The organism is Paraburkholderia sp. BR14312 (assembly GCF_040948675.1).
In the GTDB taxonomy this organism is placed as follows: domain Bacteria; phylum Pseudomonadota; class Gammaproteobacteria; order Burkholderiales; family Burkholderiaceae; genus Paraburkholderia; species Paraburkholderia nodosa_A.
Window position 1 is genome coordinate 296,531 of sequence record NZ_JBFPKI010000008.1, and the last position, 15,408, is coordinate 311,938.

Here is a 15,408-nt window from a genome sequence, read left to right on the forward strand (position 1 = left end):
ATCGATGAATACCCTCAAACGAATCGATCCGCGCCGCCCCTTCGTCATTACGGCTGCGGGCCTCAAGCGCATCACGCTGGGCGAAGCCGGCAGCGCGGACGCGAGCGATGCGCAGTGGCTCGCGCAGCACGCGCACGCGAGCGCAGCGAAGCCACGCCGCGTGGTGAGTCATCCCGATCATGTTCTGCTCGTCGTTGCGCACGCCGAACGCGGCGCGCTCGACGATCACGCGTGCCAGGCCATTGCCGCCGCCGCGCTGCTGGCCGATGCGCAAACCGAAGTCGCGCTGCTCGTGTTCGGCGAGCTGAAGGACGATCCCGGGGCGCTCGGCGTGGACAAGCTGATCGAACTGCCGGGTTTCGAGCGCCGCACGTTCGCGCCGGAAAGCCGGTTGCGTGCGCTGCAGGCCTGCGCGGCGGCGCTCGCGCCGAAGCACGTATTCCTGCCGGACAACGCCAGCGGCGACGGCGACCTCGGCCGCCGTTATGCGGCCGCCGCGGGTGCGAGCGTGGCAACTCACGTGGTCGAGATCGATGCGAAGCATGTGGGCGTGTATGAACAGGCGAAGCGCGCGTGGGCCGCACGCTCGCTGCCGGAAGTGATCCTGCTCGCGCCGAACGCCGTCGAGGCGAAGCTGCCTTTCGTCGGTGCCGGCGAACGCCTCGCGGGCGATTTCATCCGGCCGTCTACGGACCTCGCGTCCCCATACATGGATCTCGGCCTCGAATCCATCGACGCTGCCCAGGTCGCGCTCGAAGAAGCCGATTTCATCGTTTCGGCGGGCAACGGCGTGACTGACATCGCCGCGTTCGGGAGGCTCGCGGGCGCGTTCGGCGCGGCGATCGGCGCGAGCCGCGTGGCGGTGGACAACGGTCACTTCACGCGCGACAAACAGGTCGGCGCAACGGGCAAGACGGTCGAGGCGAGCGTGTATATCGCGTTCGGCATTTCGGGCGCCGTGCAGCACTTGCAGGGCATCAAGGACTGCCGCCATGTGATTGCCGTGAATCTCGACGGCAGCGCGCCGATTGCGAAGCGTGCCAACTTGACCGTGGTCGGCGACGCGCAGGGCACGATCGCCGCGCTGATCGAGCAGGTGCAAGCCGCACGCGCAAAGCGTGGCGAGGCGAGCGCCAACCGTGACGAAACGCATTCTGCAGGAGTCGCCGCATGAACGCACGCCATGATCCTCAAGGTGGAATCGAGCGCATTGCGGTGCTCGTTTCGGTGGGGCGGCACCCCGTGAGCGGCGCGCCGCGTTACAGCCGCAACGACGCGCTCGCGCTCGACCTCGCGCGCACGCTGGCCGAGCGGCATCGCGCGCGTCTCGACGTGCTGCACGCAGGCGACGCCGCCGATCCCGCGCTCGCCGAATACCTCGCGCTGGGCGCGCACGAAGTGGAGGTGCTGGCCTGCACGCCTTCCGGCGACGCGGCACGGGTGCTCGCCGAGCGCGTGCGCGGCTACGACCTCGTGCTGACCGGCACGCGCGCCGAGGGCACGCACGACAGCGGGATGCTGCCGTACCGTCTGGCGGCTGCGCTGGGCCTGCCGATCGTGGGCGGCGCGGTCGATATCGACGTCGACGTCACGACGCGCGCCGCCGTGGTGCGCCAGTTTCTGCCCAAAGGTCTGCGGCGCCGCGTGCAGACGGCGCTGCCCGCGCTGATCGCCGTGCATCCGCTCGCGAATGCCCAGCCCCGGTACGCCTATGCGCGGCTGCGCGCGGGCGCGGTACGGCCCGCGAGCGCAATGCGCGTCAGCGCCGCTGAATCGACTGACGCTTCCGCATGGACGGTTGGCCCGATCGAGCGTAAACCCGTGCGACTGGCCGCGGCGGAAAAACGCTCGGGCCACGCGCGCATGCTTTCGGCGACCACGACCGAAAGCCGGGGCGGCAACGTCGTAATTGAAGGGAGTTCGGTCGAAAAAGCACAAGTGATCCTCGCGTATTTGCGGGAGCATCAACTCATCGATTACTGATTTTGCTGGCCTGTCGGCAACGAACTGGGATGAAAAATCCGGAGCACACATGAAAGTAACGGCAGAGATTCGCGCGCTGATCGAGCGCCGCCAAGCGGGTTACAGCCTGGAGGCGCCTTTCTACCTGAGCGAGGAGATTTTTGCGCTCGATATGGAGACGATTTTCCGGCAACACTGGATCGAGGTCGCCACGGAAGCGGAAATTCCCGAACCGGGCGACTACGTGACCGTCGATCTGGCGGGCGACTCGATCCTGATCGTGCGCGACGACGACATGCAGGTGCGCGCGTTCCACAACGTCTGCCGCCACCGCGGCGCGCGCCTGTGCAACGAAGAGAAGGGATCGGTGGGCAATATCGTGTGCCCGTATCACAGCTGGACCTACAACTTGACCGGCGCGCTGATGTTCGCCGAGCACATGGGCGAGCAGTTCGACCGCTGCAAGCACAGCCTAAAGAACGTGCATGTGGAAAATCTCGCGGGCCTGATCTTCGTGTGTCTCGCTGAAGAGCCGCCCGCCGACTTCGCGGCGATGCGCGCCGAGATGGAGCCGTATTTGCTGCCGCACGACCTGGCTAGCTGCAAGGTCGCCGCGCAGGTGGACATCATCGAGAAGGGCAACTGGAAGCTCGTGATGGAAAACAATCGCGAGTGCTATCACTGCGTCGCGAATCATCCCGAGCTGACGATTTCGCTCTACGAATACGGCTTCGGCTACGCACGCACGGAAGCCAACGCCGAAGGCATGGACGCATTCGAGCGCACCTGCAACGAGCGCGCGAAGCAGTGGGAAGCGATGGACCTGCCGTCGGTCGAAATCGAAAAGCTGCTGGATGTCACGGGTTTTCGCACTCAGCGCCTGCCGCTCGACCGCTGCGGCGAGTCCCAAACGCTGGACGCGAAGGTCGCTTCGAAGAAGCTGCTCGGCGAATTCCGCACGGCCGATCTCGGCGGCCTCTCGTTCTGGACGCAGCCGAATTCGTGGCATCACTTCATGAGCGATCACATCGTGTCGTTTTCCGTGATTCCGCTTTCCGCCGGCGAAACGCTCGTGCGCACGCGCTGGCTCGTTCACAAGGACGCGCGCGAAGGCATCGATTACGACGTGGAGAACCTCACCGCCGTGTGGAACGCGACCAACAACCAGGACCGCACGCTCGTGGAGTACTCGCAGCGCGGCGCGACGAGCAGTGCGTATGAACCGGGTCCATATTCGCCGTACACAGAAGGGCTCGTTGAAAAGTTCTCGGCCTGGTATATCGGCCGCCTCGCCAGGCAGATTGGCGCATAACGCACACGCGTAAAGCAAAGAGAGCGGAGTTTGACATGATGCGAGACGCGGCCCAATTCAATCCACTCGACGCCAGCGACAGCCGGGTGACGCGCCCGGCGTTCTGGGGCGCGCTGCCCGAGCGATGGACGAGCGAGGTCGAGGAGACCCTCGTGTGCTGCCACGTATGGCAGGAAACGCACGATGTGAAGAGCTTTTTCCTGCGCTCGCCGCAGGGCCGCACGTTCTCGTTCGAGCCGGGGCAGTTCCTCACGCTCGAACTCGAGATCGACGGCGAGGCCATCAACCGGTGCTATACGATTTCGTCTTCGCCCGCACGGCCTCATACCATTTCCATTACGGTCAAGCGCGTGCCGGGCGGCAAGGTGTCGAACTGGCTGCACGACAACCTGCGGCCTGGCGTGTCGCTGCGCGTGCTCGGACCGGCCGGCGAATTCACCTGTGCGCGTCACCCCGCGCCGAAGTATCTATTCCTTTCCGCAGGGTCCGGCGTCACGCCGCTGATGTCGATGAGCCGCGCGCACCACGATCTCGCGGAGGACCGCGATATCGTTTTCGTGCATAGCGCCCGCACGCCCGACGACATCATCTTCGCGCGCGAACTGGAGCTGATCGCTTCGAGCCGCGCGAATTTCCGCACGTCGTTCGTCTGTGAACGGGTGGGCGCACGCACCGATTGGTCAGGCGTGACGGGTTTCCTCTCGCTGCCGCTCCTGAAGTTGATTGCACCGGACTTCATGGAGCGCGAAATCTTTACCTGCGGGCCCGCGCCCTACATGAAAGCCGTGCGCGATCTGCTCGACGAAGCGGGCTTTGCGCGCGAGCGCTATCACGAAGAGAGTTTTTCATTCGAAACGCTTACGGCGCAAGCCGAGGCGCCGGTGGAGCAGCCCCCCGCGGAATCGTCGGTCGAAACGGCCAGCTTCACGGTGACCTTCGCGAAGAGCCGCCGCGAGATTCAATGCGGTGCACGACAGACCGTGCTCGATGCTGCGCGTCAGGCCGGCGTGCGCCTTGCTTCGTCGTGCAGCCAGGGCATGTGCGGAACCTGCAAGGTCAAGCTCGTTTCCGGGCAAGTGGAGATGAAGCACAGCGGCGGCATACGCCAGCGCGAAATCGATCAGGGCATGGCGCTGCTGTGCTGCTCGAAGCCGCTGTCCGACCTCGTCGTCGACAAATAGCGCGCACGTCGCGCAACGACAAGAACACGTCGTAAATCGACGTTAGCGGCAGATTGTGGCGGGCGAATCTGCATAGGCACGGGGCGCTTGCCCATATCACAGGAGATCGACCATGAAGCTGGCTGGAAAACTCTTTTGGACCGGTGTGTTATCGGCGATGGTGGGCTTGAACGCCCCGGCGTTTGCCGACGGCAAGCCGACCTTGAAGATCGGTTATGTCGAAGGCTGGGACGACAGCGTCGCGACGTCCAACGTGGCCGCACGCATCATCGAGAAACGCTACGGCTATCCGGTGCAACTCGTGCCGGTGGCCGCGGGCATCATGTGGCAAGGCGTGGCGCGCGGCGACCTCGACGCGACGCTTTCCGCCTGGCTGCCCGTCACACAGGGCGCGTACTGGGCGCAATTCAAGGACAAGGTGGTCGACCTCGGCACGAATTTCACGGGCGCGAAGATCGGCCTCGTGGTGCCCGACTATGTGAGCGCGAAGAGCATCGCCGATCTGAACGCGGACAAGTCGGCGTTCGGCGGTCGCATCGTCGGCATCGACGCCGGCGCGGGCGTGATGCGCAAGACCGACGAGGCCGTCAAGCAATACGACCTCAGCTACAGCGTGATGCCGAGCTCGGGCAGCGCGATGACTGCCGAACTGGCGCGTTCGGTGGGGACGAAGAAGCCTGTGATCGTCACGGGGTGGACGCCGCACTGGATGTTCGCCAAGTACAAGCTGCGCTTCCTCGACGATCCGAAGAACGTCTACGGCGCGGCCGAGCACGTGGACAACGTGGCCAACCCCGAACTCGAGAAGAAGGCTCCGCAGGTGGTGACGTTCCTGAAGAACTTCCAGTGGAAGCCGGGTGAGATCGACAGCGTGATGCTTGCGATCCAGAACGGCGAAAAGCCCGACGCAGCCGCCGACACGTGGATCGCCGCGCATGGCGACCGTGTGAATGCCTGGGCGGGCACGCAGTAATCGCAGCAATAAAACGGCAGGGGGCTCGCCGCGGCCCCGCCAGATCAGCGCCCATCACGGGCCGCGCGCAGTGCGATTGTGCGCATGCAGCATGTGACCTTTCTGATGCGGCGCCGTGTCGCTTTTGCGCAAGCGTCTGTCGCAATTCGCCATCCCGGCAGGGATTTTTCTGGCAACTATGTAGACATACCGTGCGGGCCGGCGCCTGCCGTTCGAGGAGACGGAGTCGATGAAATCCCCCAAGATCGTGGTCGATGGATTATGCAAGGTGTTCGGGCCCAACCCGAAGCTTGCCCGTGAACTGCTCGCGAAGGGCGCGACGAAAGACGAGTTGTTCGCGAAGACCGGCTATGTGCTCGGCGTGAACAATGCGTCGTTCGAGGTGCACGAGGGCGAGATCTTCGTGCTGATGGGCCTCTCAGGCTCGGGCAAGTCCACGCTGATCCGGCTCATCAACCGGCTCGTGGAACCCACCGCCGGCAAGGTCGTCATCGACGGGCGCGATATCGCGGCCGTGCGCCGCTCTGAGCTGGTCTCGCTGCGCCGCACCGACATGAGCATGGTGTTCCAGTCGTTCGCGCTCATGCCGCAGCGCAGTGTGCTTGCGAATGCCGCGTTCGGCCTCGAAGTGGCGGGCGTGGGCCGCAAGGAGCGCGAGCGGCGCGCGCTGGCCGTGCTGGAACAGGTCGGCCTCGCGGCGTTTGCGCAGAAGCTGCCCGCCGAGCTTTCTGGCGGCATGCAGCAGCGCGTGGGCCTCGCTCGCGCGCTCGCGGTGAATCCTTCGCTCATGATCATGGACGAAGCATTCTCCGCGCTCGATCCGCTCAAGCGCAAGGAAATGCAGAACGTGCTGCTGCAACTGCAGAAAGAGCAGCGCCGCACGATCATGTTCGTTTCGCACGACCTCGAAGAGGCGCTGCGCATCGGCAGCCGTATCGCGATCATGGAAGGCGGACGCATCGTGCAGATCGGCACGCCGCAGGAAATCATCAGCAACCCCGCCGATGATTATGTGCGCGCGTTCTTCGACGGCGTGGACACGAGCCGCTACCTCACCGCCGGCGACCTCATGCAGCGCGAAGCCGTGCCGGTCATCCGCACGCTCGACGCGAAGAGCGTGGCCTCGTCGCTCAACGGCAGCGCCGACTATGCGTTCGTGCTGGACGCCCAGCGCCGCATCAGCGGTTGCGTCACGCGCGATGCGATCGGCGCCGCGCAGCCGTCGCTGAAGAAAGTCGAATGCATCACGCTTGGCACGCCGCTGGAGCAGGTGGTCTCGCGGGTGTGTGCGAACACGACGGCGCTGCCCGTGGTCGACGACGAGGGCCGCTATTGCGGCTCCATCGATCAGGCCGCCGTGCTGAAGGTCATTACGCGTAATCGAGGTGCCGCCCATGTCTGAGATCATTCCCGTCGGCCAGTGGGTCGATCAGTCGGTTCACTATCTGCTCGACCACGACGCCAACAGCTTCGACGCCGTCGGCAAGGCAATCGAGGGCTTCGCGGCGTTCGTCGAGCACGGCTTGCAGGCCATTCCCATGTGGGCGCTCATGGCGTTCTTCATCGCAATCGGCCTGTGGCGCGTGGGCTGGCGCTTCGCGATCTTCGCCACCTGCTCGCTATTGCTGATCTACGCAACCGGCTTTTGGGATCAGACCGTCGTGACGCTCGGCCTCACGCTCTCGTCAACGGTGATCAGCCTCGTGATCGGTATTCCGCTTGGCATCTGGACGGCGAAGAGCAAGCTCGTGCAAACCATCGTGCGGCCCATTCTCGACCTGATGCAGACCATGCCGGCCTTCGTCTATCTGATTCCCGCCGCGATGCTGTTCGGTCTCGGCCGCGTGCCGGGCATTCTGTCCACGGTGATCTTCGCCATGCCGCCTGCCGTTCGTCTCACGAGTCTCGGCATCAAGCACGTGAACCGCGAGATCGTCGAAGCAGGGCAGGCGTTCGGCTGCACGCCGTGGCAGCTGCTGTACAAGGTGCAGTTTCCGAACGCGCTGCCGTCCATTATGCAGGGCGTGAACCAGACCATCATGATGGCGCTTTCCATGGTCATCATCGCTTCGATGGTGGGCGCGGGCGGTCTCGGCAACGACGTGCTCGCAAGCATTCAGCGGCTGGATATTGGCCTCGGCTTCGAAAGCGGACTTTCCGTCGTGCTGCTCGCCATCATCCTTGACCGGATAACGGAGAGCTTTGGCCGGGCGCCGGGCGCGGTGAAAGCGCCGCTGTTCTCCGGACTGAAGCAACTGATGCGAGTGCGTCCCGCAGTCGTAGAGGCGTAAGCGTTGAAGTAACACGATCAACCGTCGTTCCCGAGGAGCGCAATGTGACGATCGACATCGCCGTGCCCGAGCCCGAAACGCGCACGGCATCGTCTCTCAGGCATTTCGGTTTCCTGACGTTGCAGAACTTCTCGATGATCGCGTTTTCGAGTGCGGTCGAGGTTCTGCGCATGGCGAACTACGTGGGGCGCGCGGACCATTACCGCTGGTCGATCTACTCGCTCGATGGCGCACCGGCCCGAGCAAGCAACGGCATCACCGTGCGCCCCGCGCAGGCGCTCGACCCGGCGTGCCTGCCCGACGTGCTGATTGTGTGCGGCGGCATACGCATACGCGAGATCATGAGCGACGGCGTGTGCGCCACGCTCGCCATGGTGGCGCAGCGGGGCGTGCCGCTCGGTGGTATCTGCACCGGTGCTTATGCGCTGATGGCGAGCGGGTTGCTGGACGGTTATCGCTGCGCAGTGCATTGGGAGGATCTCACGGTCCTGCATGAAGAGTTTCCGCGTGTGCGTTTCGCCGATGAGCTGTTTGTGGTCGATCGCGACCGCCTTACTTGCACGGGCGGCACCGCGCCGCTTGATCTGATGCTCGAACTCGTTGGTGCGAGTCTTGGGCAGAGTCTTGCCGCTAAGGTGTCCGAACAGTTCATTCTCGAGCGGATTCGCAGTTCGACGGATTTGCAGCCTATCCCCGTGGATGCGCGTGTGGGTTTTTCGCGTGCCGAGTTGGTGGAGGTCGTGCGGTTGATGGAGGCTAATATCAAGGAGCCTCTGTCGCTGGAGGAACTCGCGCGGCTCGTTCGGCTTTCGCAGCGGCATTTGCAGCGGATGTTCAAGGCGTATCTCAACGTTTCGCCGACGCATTATTACTTGACGTTGCGGCTGAAGCGCGCGCGGGAGCTGTTGCGGACTACCGATACTTCGATTTCTCGTGTGACCGCTATTTGTGGTTTTAATTCACCCTGCCATTTTAGTAAGGCGTATCGGGTGCAGTTTGGGCATGCGCCGAGTCATGAGCGGCGCGGCGCTGATTGATCGGATTTTTTTGTTTTTTTGGCCTTTCCTTGTTTTCGCGGCGGTCTGCCTGGGTTGCCCCTGTGCGGGGCGGCACCTACTTTCTTTGCGGCGGCAAAGAAAGTAGGCAAAGAAAGCCGCTCAAACCGCCAGCGCCTGCCACGGTTCACATCTCGCCGTACATGGTGAATGGCTCCGGAGCGTCTGTCACCACTCGCCCCAAAACGGAGTGACAAGGCGCTCATCCTTCCGGCGGCGCTGCGCGCGCCGAAGGGCATAACCTAAAACCAGTGGTGCGCGTGCATTCTCGCGAAGCTTGAAATGCCTCGTGGTTTCCCATGCAGACCCCACCGCAGCGCGCGAAGCGAGCAGCGGGATGAATGAGCGCCTTGTCACTGACATTGAAGGTGCGAGGCGACAGACGCTCCGGAGCCATTCACCATGTACGGCGAGATGTGAACTGTGGCAGGCATTAGCGGTTTGAGCGGCTTTCTTTGCCTACTTTCTTTGCCGCCGCAAAGAAAGTAGGTGCCGCCCCGCACAGGGGCAACGCATGCATACCGACGCGAAAACAAGGAAAGGCCCAAAAAAGCGCCCAACCGGCAAAAAAAGTCAATGCAACGAACCACTAACACCCACCTCAGCAAGCGCAGCACCCCCCTGCAATAGCGCATCGAGATCCGCCAACTGCACCGCATCCTGCCCACTACGTTGCGCACGAAACATAACCGGCGGCACCCCGAACTGCTTGCGAAACTCACGCCCAAGATGCGAAGCATCCGAAAACCCGCAACTAGAAGCAATATCAGCAACGGTGCGATCCGAACTCGTGAGTAACCAGGCGGCCGTCCTCAGACGCAACGCATTGGCAAACGCGCGCGGACTCTTCCCCGTCTCCGCCTTGAAAAGGCGTTCGAGTTGCCGCGGCGAGAGGTTCAGCTTGCAGGCCAGTTCTTCCAGCGGCACGTTGCGGCCAACCTGCTGCTCCATCAACAGTACGGCGCGCTTCACCTTCGGGTGCGTGGCAGGCTCGAGACCGGGCGGATGAGGCTGAGGCGCATTGCCCTTTTGCATTTCGCCGACCAGCAAAATGCGCAGCGCCTTCTGCACAGTCGCATGATCGAAGTGGCGCAGCAAAATGGCAGCGGCGACGTCGATCGACGCGCGGCCGCCCGAGCAGGTAATGCGGCGCCGGTCGATCGCGAACAGACGGTCGGCGACGATGGCATCGGCATTGACGTTGGGGAAGCGCTCGATGAAGTCCCAATAGTGGAACCAGCTCACGCAAATACGGTGACCATCGAGCACGCCGGCGCGCATGAGCGCGAAAACGCCTGTGCAGATCCCGACGACTGTCGTCTCGCCGCCGGCCGCGCGACGGATGTACTGAAGCGTCGCTTCGCTGGCGTGCGGGCCGGAGTGCAGCAGTCCGCCCACGACCACGAGATAGTCGACCGGTTCGGCTTCGGCGAAGGTTTCCCAAGGCGCGATCTGGATGCCGCAACTCGCACGCACGGGTGCGAGCGTTTCGCCAATCACGCGCCACGAGCAGCGCACTGGCTTGCTGTAGTCGCCTTCGTCGGCAGACAGACGCAGCATGTCGACGAAACCCGAGAACGCGGTCAGCGTGAAGTTCGGCAGCAGCACGATGCCGAAACGGATGCGCTCCTTGGGAGCGGCGTCGATGGAAACGGCGGTGGCGAGTGTGTCGGACATGGAGGCACAGGAAAGCGACGATGCGGTTTTAGCCAAGCTTCCCCGATAAGGCCCCGAGGCGCTTGTCGATTTCCGCCATCGATCTTCGCAAAAGCGAAGTTTTGAAGGAATACACGCAGCATGGCGGGGCGGTTCCGCCGCTCTGGCGCGTTCATTCTAGCGGCGGCGCCGCCGCTTTGGTCAACTCCCTAGCGGGCACACGCCCCACGCTGCCCCTGTCCACGAGGCCTGCTGTCATGCCGCGCACCGCAACCGTCGAACTCAACAAACGCGCCTGTCACGGCGACGCCGAAGCCGCGCTCGCCCTGCTGGAGCAGAGCATGGCGCGCGGACACGGGCGTATCGGGCTGCTGCGCTATCTGCAGGCGCGTTGCGTGGGCGCGCCGCTCGCGCAGCGGCATCACGACTATGCAGAGCGGGTGGCGAGCAGGATGAGCGAGGGCGCGTTCGCGGCGCTCGCGGCACAGGCGCAGCGCCGCCACAGCATGGCGGCGTGAACGCTCATACGCTTGCTTACAGTACGACGGTGCGGCCGTCGTTGATGAAGACCCGGCGCTCGAGAAATACGCGCACGGCGCGCGCGAGCGTCACGCATTCCACGTCTCGGCCGACGGCCAGCAGGCGCTCGGGGTTCAGCGAGTGGTCCACCCGCTGCACTTCCTGCTCGATGATCGGGCCTTCGTCGAGATCGTCGGTGACGAAGTGCGCCGTCGCGCCGATCAGCTTGACCCCGCGCACGTGCGCCTGGTGATACGGGCGCGCGCCCTTGAAGCCGGGCAGGAAGGAATGGTGGATGTTGATGGCGCGGCCGGCCAGCCTCCGACTCGTTTCGTCTGAAAGAATCTGCATGTAGCGCGCGAGAATCAGCAGTTCCGAACCGGTCGAATCGAACAAGTCGAGGATGGCGGCTTCCTGTTCACGCCGCGTTTCAGGCGTGACGGGGAGATAGTGAAACGGCAGGTCATGCTGTTTTGCGAGCGGCTCGAAATCGCGGTGATTCGAGGCAATGCCCGCAATGTCCATCTGCAGCTCGCCCATGCGCCAGCGAAACAGCAGGTCGGCGAGGCAGTGTTCGAGCTTGGACACCATGATGAGCACTTTGGGACGCACCCGCAGGTCGTGAATGGCCCAGGTCATTTCGTGCTTGCGCGCGACGCTCGCGAACTCGTCCCGCAGGCCCGCGAGATCGAAGCGCTCGCCCGCGCCGGGCTGCACGACCTCGTGAAAGACGCAGCGCAGGAAGAAGCGCGTGCTGATGTCGTCGTCGAACACCGTGAGCTCGTCGATATAGCCGCGGTGCGCGTCGAGAAAGCCGGCGACCGCGGCAACCTGCCCCGCGGCGGCGGGGCAGGATAGCGTGAGCACGTAGCGGTGCTGCGGGTCTTCGGTGGGCATGCGCGTTCTCCTCGTGTCGTGGTGCGCCCGCTGCATCTTGCGCGTCGTGCGGGGGCGCTGGCTTGATGGCGCAAGTAAGCCACCAATCGGCATGCCGCACATAGAACCCACGCGCTGTATCGAGAGAATGAATACGCCAACCCAACGCCAAACCTGCACCAGCAACAAGAAGGTCGTTTTTGCCCCTATGGCTGTCGCGTTCCTCCTATCCGCCGCTTTTTTCTCCGGCAAGCATGGGCTGCGGCGATACGGGAGCGGAGATGGAGAGTTATCTGGGTCTGCAGGCTAGGGCGTTGAACGGGCAGTGTGCCGCGCTTTTTCGCGTGCGCACATCGGTCACCGATGTGTATATGTCGGTGAGCCGCTCAAACTACGGCAACGACGAACGGGCCGTGGTCGAAGTCGACTGCGCGCGCTTCCTGAGGCTCTGGCGTGCCGACCCGCGCAGCGAGCACGCCGGGCTCGCAGACGGCAATCCGCAAATATGGCGTGCCGACCCGCGCTTCGAACTGGCGGCCGAAGGTTTCAGTTTCGGCGAAGAAGATCCGGTGCCGCTTGCGGAAGTCAGTTGCCCGGCGAGCGCCGCCGTGCCGTATGTTGCGTTCACCGATGGCGTGATGCGGACCCTCTGGCTAGCCGCTTACTCAGCGAAGTCCTTTCCGGTGGAATGCGGCGTGAAAGACGCCGAGGCGCTGCAGCGCCTGGCTGGCACGCCTGGCAGCCGCTGGTTCAGCGTTGCCGAACTCGTTCCGCCGCAAGCCGCTCGAGCCCGTGAATGACGCGATAGCGTCAGTGTGCGAGCGCCCACATGAGCGACACGGAGAAGGCGCCCACCACGACGGACGCGCAGCGCTGGAAGAACGCGGGACGAATGAACGGTGCACGACCGTTGCGCGGCGCGGCGCCAATGGCGATCCACGTCAGGCCGATGGGAATCAGCAAGACCGCGAAGATCGCCATGGCCTGGGACCACGTCATGACGCTCGCGAACGCCGCGGGCGGGAAAATCGAGCCCGCGAACAAAATGGCCTTGGGATTGAGCACCGTGGCGCTGAACAGCGTGCGCGTGCTCACTACGCCCCTGGCCGAGGTTTCGATCGAGTTGGCCGTGAACCAGAGGCGCAAGGCGAGCCACGCCAGATAGAGGCTGCTGGCCACACGCAGCACCTTCGGCAGCCAGCCCAGCGAATGCGATGCATGGGTGAAGCAAAGCCCCCAGACGGTAATCGACACCAGGTAGCCGGCCAGTTCGGCTGCGGTCAGATGCGCGGAGCGGCGCAGGCCCTGCCGCAACCCGGCGGCAGCGAGCAGCGTGTTGGTCGGCCCCGGCATGAGCAGCACGATCGCACAGCCCGAGACCATCAGCCCGATGGTGGAAATGGAAAGCATGGGAGCGACTGGGGAATAGGGTGTTCGGATGATTGAAAGCCGACTGTAGGGCGTTATGGCAGCCAGTGACGAAAACTGTCCCGCGGCGCCCGCATTCTACGGCTTGCGCCGATATATGCCTATTTCAGCCGGGTTCGATGCGCTAAACCATCGGCCGATATTCGTGATGTTGAGAGCGGCATCTGCTTTGTCCAAATGCGTGCTTATGCCACGCGCCTAAATTATTGATTTCAATGCATCTCTTGATGCGTAACAAATCATTTCAAAATATTTCTTGTTTCACCCTAAATAATTCGCGACGCCCGCCGTTAAAGCACGCACGAGAACTTTGCCCAGAAAATTTTGCGGGTCGAGGAAAAATAAACATACGCCGTTCGGGGTCGAGAGCCCGCACGCTGCGGCCGCTATCGTCAACCCCTATGCCTGATTTGTCGTGGACCATGCCCGTGGCGCGCTGGTCCTTCTGGTCTTCCGCATCGGAAAGTGTGCCTGAGGTTGCGTTCGTCGATCCGATGATGCGCCGCCGCCTGAGCGCGCTTTCGCGGATGGCGCTGAAGGTGGCGGGCGACTGCGTCGATGCGCAAACCAGGCCGCGCCTGGTCTTCGCATCACGGCACGGCGAGTTGCGCCGCACGACGGACATTCTGCGCGACATCGAAGCACACAAGCCCGTTTCACCGAACGCCTTCAGCCTTTCCGTGCTCAATGCGATGACGGGGCTGTTCGGCATCGTGCGCGGCGACCGTTCGCCGGCTACGGCCCTCTCGGCAGGGGCACAGACGCTGGGCTACGCGCTGCTCGAAGGCCATGCGCTGCATACGGAAGACCCCGAAAGCCCGGTCCTGGTCGTCTACGCCGACGAACCCGCCGACGCGCGCTACGGCACGGTCGAGCAGGAAGTGCAGCGCGGCGCGTTCGCGTTGCTGCTCGATGCGAGCGAGGCGCCGCAAGGCCGGCTCGCGTGCTCCATCGCGGAAAACAAGCCGGGCTCGGCAGCACAGGCACGCCAATTCGCTACGCAAAGTGAAGCGCTGCATCACTGCCTGAGCGGCGGCGAAAGCGCCGCGTGGCAGGGCAGCGGCGGCACATGGCAATGGAGCTGGCATGTCGGCTCGGCTTGATCACGGCTGGCGGCTCTTCGCCACCGGCTTCAGTCTCGCGTTTTTCGGCGCGTGCGGGCTGCTCTTCTCGGTGATCGTATTTCCGCTCGCAGCGGTCTGGCCGCATCGCGCTTCGCGGCAGCGCGCGGTTACCACCGTCATTCACTGGTTTTTCCGCTCGCTCGTGGCCGCCTTGCAGCGCGCGGGCGTCATGAAGCTCGACGTGGCCGGCGCAAACGCGCTGCGCTCGGGCGCACCCGCCATCGTTGTCGCGAACCATCCCACCTATCTCGACGTGGTGGTGCTGCTCGCGCTCACGCCTTCGGCCTGTTGCGTCGTGAAGAACGCGCACTGGCGCAACCCGTGCTTCTGGGGCATCGTGCGCGCGGCCGAGTACGTGAGCAACGCCGATCCCACAGGCTTCGTGCAGGACTGCGCGCGCCAGCTCGCGAACGGCTACAGCATGATCATTTTTCCCGAAGGCTCACGCAGCCCCGCGCCGAATCGCCTGCATGCGTTCTCGCGCGGCTTCGCGCATACGGCGCTCGAGGCCGGCGCGCCGGTTCTGCCTGTGCTCATGCACTGCGATCCGCCCGCCTTCACCAAGCAGATGCGCTGGTATCACGTTCCGCAGCGGCCCTTCCGCATGAGCGTGAACGTGCTGGCGCCCATCGGCATCCAGCCGCTCGCGCCGCGCGACATGCCTTCCGCACTCGCCGCGCGCAACGTTACGCGCACCATCGAGGCGCAAATCACACAGCACCTGTTTGACTATGGATACTTTAAAACTGGAAATTAAGCGGCTCCTGATCGAGGCGCTCGATCTCGAGCATCTCACGCCCGCCGATATCGACGACGACGCGCCGCTGTTCGACACCGACGGCGTGGGGCTCGACTCGATCGACGCACTGGAGATCGGCATCGTGCTGCGCCAGCGCTATCAACTGACCATCAACGCCGACGACGAAAACGTGCGCGGCTACTTCCGGTCGATCAACACGCTCGCGGCGCTCGTCGCGGGGCACACAAACGAAAACGAGGCGCTGGAAGCCACTGCAGGGAAAGGGGATTGA

15 protein-coding genes and 1 pseudogene are annotated in these 15,408 nt (G+C 63.9%); 13 read left to right on the forward strand and 3 right to left on the reverse strand.

Translation table 11 applies throughout. The annotated features are described in order from the left end of the window. Positions 1-4 precede the first annotated feature (4 nt). The 8 genes and pseudogenes from AB3X98_RS23895 to AB3X98_RS23930 all read left to right on the forward strand — a co-directional run bounded on the left by AB3X98_RS23895 (position 5) and on the right by AB3X98_RS23930 (position 8,756). Positions 5-1,174 carry an FAD-binding protein gene (locus tag AB3X98_RS23895; protein WP_368603521.1) on the forward strand — a complete coding sequence of 390 codons (1,170 nt, stop codon included), beginning with the start codon at positions 5-7 and terminating at the stop codon, positions 1,172-1,174. Next, complete coding sequence (locus tag AB3X98_RS23900) at positions 1,171-1,983, forward strand: electron transfer flavoprotein subunit beta/FixA family protein (RefSeq protein ID WP_368603520.1); 813 nt, start codon at positions 1,171-1,173, stop codon at positions 1,981-1,983. Before AB3X98_RS23895 ends, AB3X98_RS23900 begins: the two co-directional genes overlap by 4 nt. A 49-nt stretch (positions 1,984-2,032) precedes the next feature. After that, positions 2,033-3,274, forward strand: a complete 1,242-nt coding sequence (locus AB3X98_RS23905) for an aromatic ring-hydroxylating dioxygenase subunit alpha (RefSeq protein WP_368603519.1) — start codon at positions 2,033-2,035, stop codon at positions 3,272-3,274. Positions 3,275-3,309: 35 nt separating this feature from the next. Then, positions 3,310-4,455: an FAD-binding oxidoreductase gene (locus tag AB3X98_RS23910; RefSeq protein WP_368603518.1), complete on the forward strand. Its 1,146-nt coding sequence runs from the start codon at positions 3,310-3,312 to the stop codon at positions 4,453-4,455. 112 nt (positions 4,456-4,567) lie between these two features. Then, positions 4,568-5,428 carry a glycine betaine ABC transporter substrate-binding protein gene (locus AB3X98_RS23915; RefSeq protein WP_368603517.1) on the forward strand — a complete coding sequence of 287 codons (861 nt, stop codon included), beginning with the start codon at positions 4,568-4,570 and terminating at the stop codon, positions 5,426-5,428. 116 nt (positions 5,429-5,544) lie between these two features. After that, positions 5,545-6,830 (forward strand): annotated as a pseudogene (locus AB3X98_RS23920) (glycine betaine/L-proline ABC transporter ATP-binding protein); the annotation flags it as partial. Continuing rightward, the gene (choW, locus tag AB3X98_RS23925) at positions 6,823-7,719 is read left to right on the forward strand and encodes a choline ABC transporter permease subunit (protein WP_069267945.1); all 897 of its coding nucleotides are present in this window, start codon (positions 6,823-6,825) and stop codon (positions 7,717-7,719) included. The pseudogene AB3X98_RS23920 and the gene choW, both read left to right, overlap by 8 nt. Before the next feature lie 44 nt (positions 7,720-7,763). Further along, the gene (locus tag AB3X98_RS23930; RefSeq protein WP_368603516.1) at positions 7,764-8,756 is read left to right on the forward strand and encodes a GlxA family transcriptional regulator; all 993 of its coding nucleotides are present in this window, start codon (positions 7,764-7,766) and stop codon (positions 8,754-8,756) included. 591 nt (positions 8,757-9,347) lie between these two features. On the opposite strand, the gene AB3X98_RS23935 is transcribed toward AB3X98_RS23930, so the two are convergent. Continuing rightward, complete coding sequence (locus tag AB3X98_RS23935; RefSeq protein ID WP_069267947.1) at positions 9,348-10,451, reverse strand: GlxA family transcriptional regulator; 1,104 nt, start codon at positions 10,449-10,451, stop codon at positions 9,348-9,350. 236 nt (positions 10,452-10,687) lie between these two features. On the opposite strand from AB3X98_RS23935, the gene AB3X98_RS23940 reads away from it, so the two are divergent. Further along, positions 10,688-10,948 (forward strand): hypothetical protein, encoded by a 261-nt coding sequence (locus AB3X98_RS23940; protein ID WP_368603515.1) that lies wholly within the window; start codon positions 10,688-10,690, stop codon positions 10,946-10,948. Between the two features lie 16 nt (positions 10,949-10,964). Here the strand turns inward: AB3X98_RS23940 and purU are convergent, their stop codons facing one another. Further along, on the reverse strand, positions 10,965-11,846 hold the full coding sequence (gene purU / locus AB3X98_RS23945) for a formyltetrahydrofolate deformylase (protein WP_342946207.1): 882 nt from the start codon (positions 11,844-11,846) through the stop codon (positions 10,965-10,967). Between the two features lie 260 nt (positions 11,847-12,106). Between purU and AB3X98_RS23950 the strand changes: the two genes are divergently transcribed. Beyond that, positions 12,107-12,625 (forward strand): hypothetical protein, encoded by a 519-nt coding sequence (locus tag AB3X98_RS23950; RefSeq protein WP_368603514.1) that lies wholly within the window; start codon positions 12,107-12,109, stop codon positions 12,623-12,625. 10 nt (positions 12,626-12,635) lie between these two features. Here the strand turns inward: AB3X98_RS23950 and AB3X98_RS23955 are convergent, their stop codons facing one another. After that, positions 12,636-13,235 (reverse strand): LysE family translocator, encoded by a 600-nt coding sequence (locus tag AB3X98_RS23955; RefSeq protein ID WP_069267951.1) that lies wholly within the window; start codon positions 13,233-13,235, stop codon positions 12,636-12,638. 419 nt (positions 13,236-13,654) lie between these two features. Here AB3X98_RS23955 and AB3X98_RS23960 point away from each other — a divergent pair, with 419 nt between their 5' ends. The 3 genes from AB3X98_RS23960 to AB3X98_RS23970 are packed head-to-tail and all read left to right on the forward strand — an operon-like array spanning position 13,655 to position 15,408. Beyond that, the gene (locus AB3X98_RS23960; protein WP_069267952.1) at positions 13,655-14,356 is read left to right on the forward strand and encodes a beta-ketoacyl synthase chain length factor; all 702 of its coding nucleotides are present in this window, start codon (positions 13,655-13,657) and stop codon (positions 14,354-14,356) included. Further along, positions 14,340-15,134 (forward strand): lysophospholipid acyltransferase family protein, encoded by a 795-nt coding sequence (locus AB3X98_RS23965; protein WP_368603513.1) that lies wholly within the window; start codon positions 14,340-14,342, stop codon positions 15,132-15,134. Before AB3X98_RS23960 ends, AB3X98_RS23965 begins: the two co-directional genes overlap by 17 nt. Next, positions 15,109-15,408: a phosphopantetheine-binding protein gene (locus tag AB3X98_RS23970; RefSeq protein ID WP_069267954.1), complete on the forward strand. Its 300-nt coding sequence runs from the start codon at positions 15,109-15,111 to the stop codon at positions 15,406-15,408. Before AB3X98_RS23965 ends, AB3X98_RS23970 begins: the two co-directional genes overlap by 26 nt.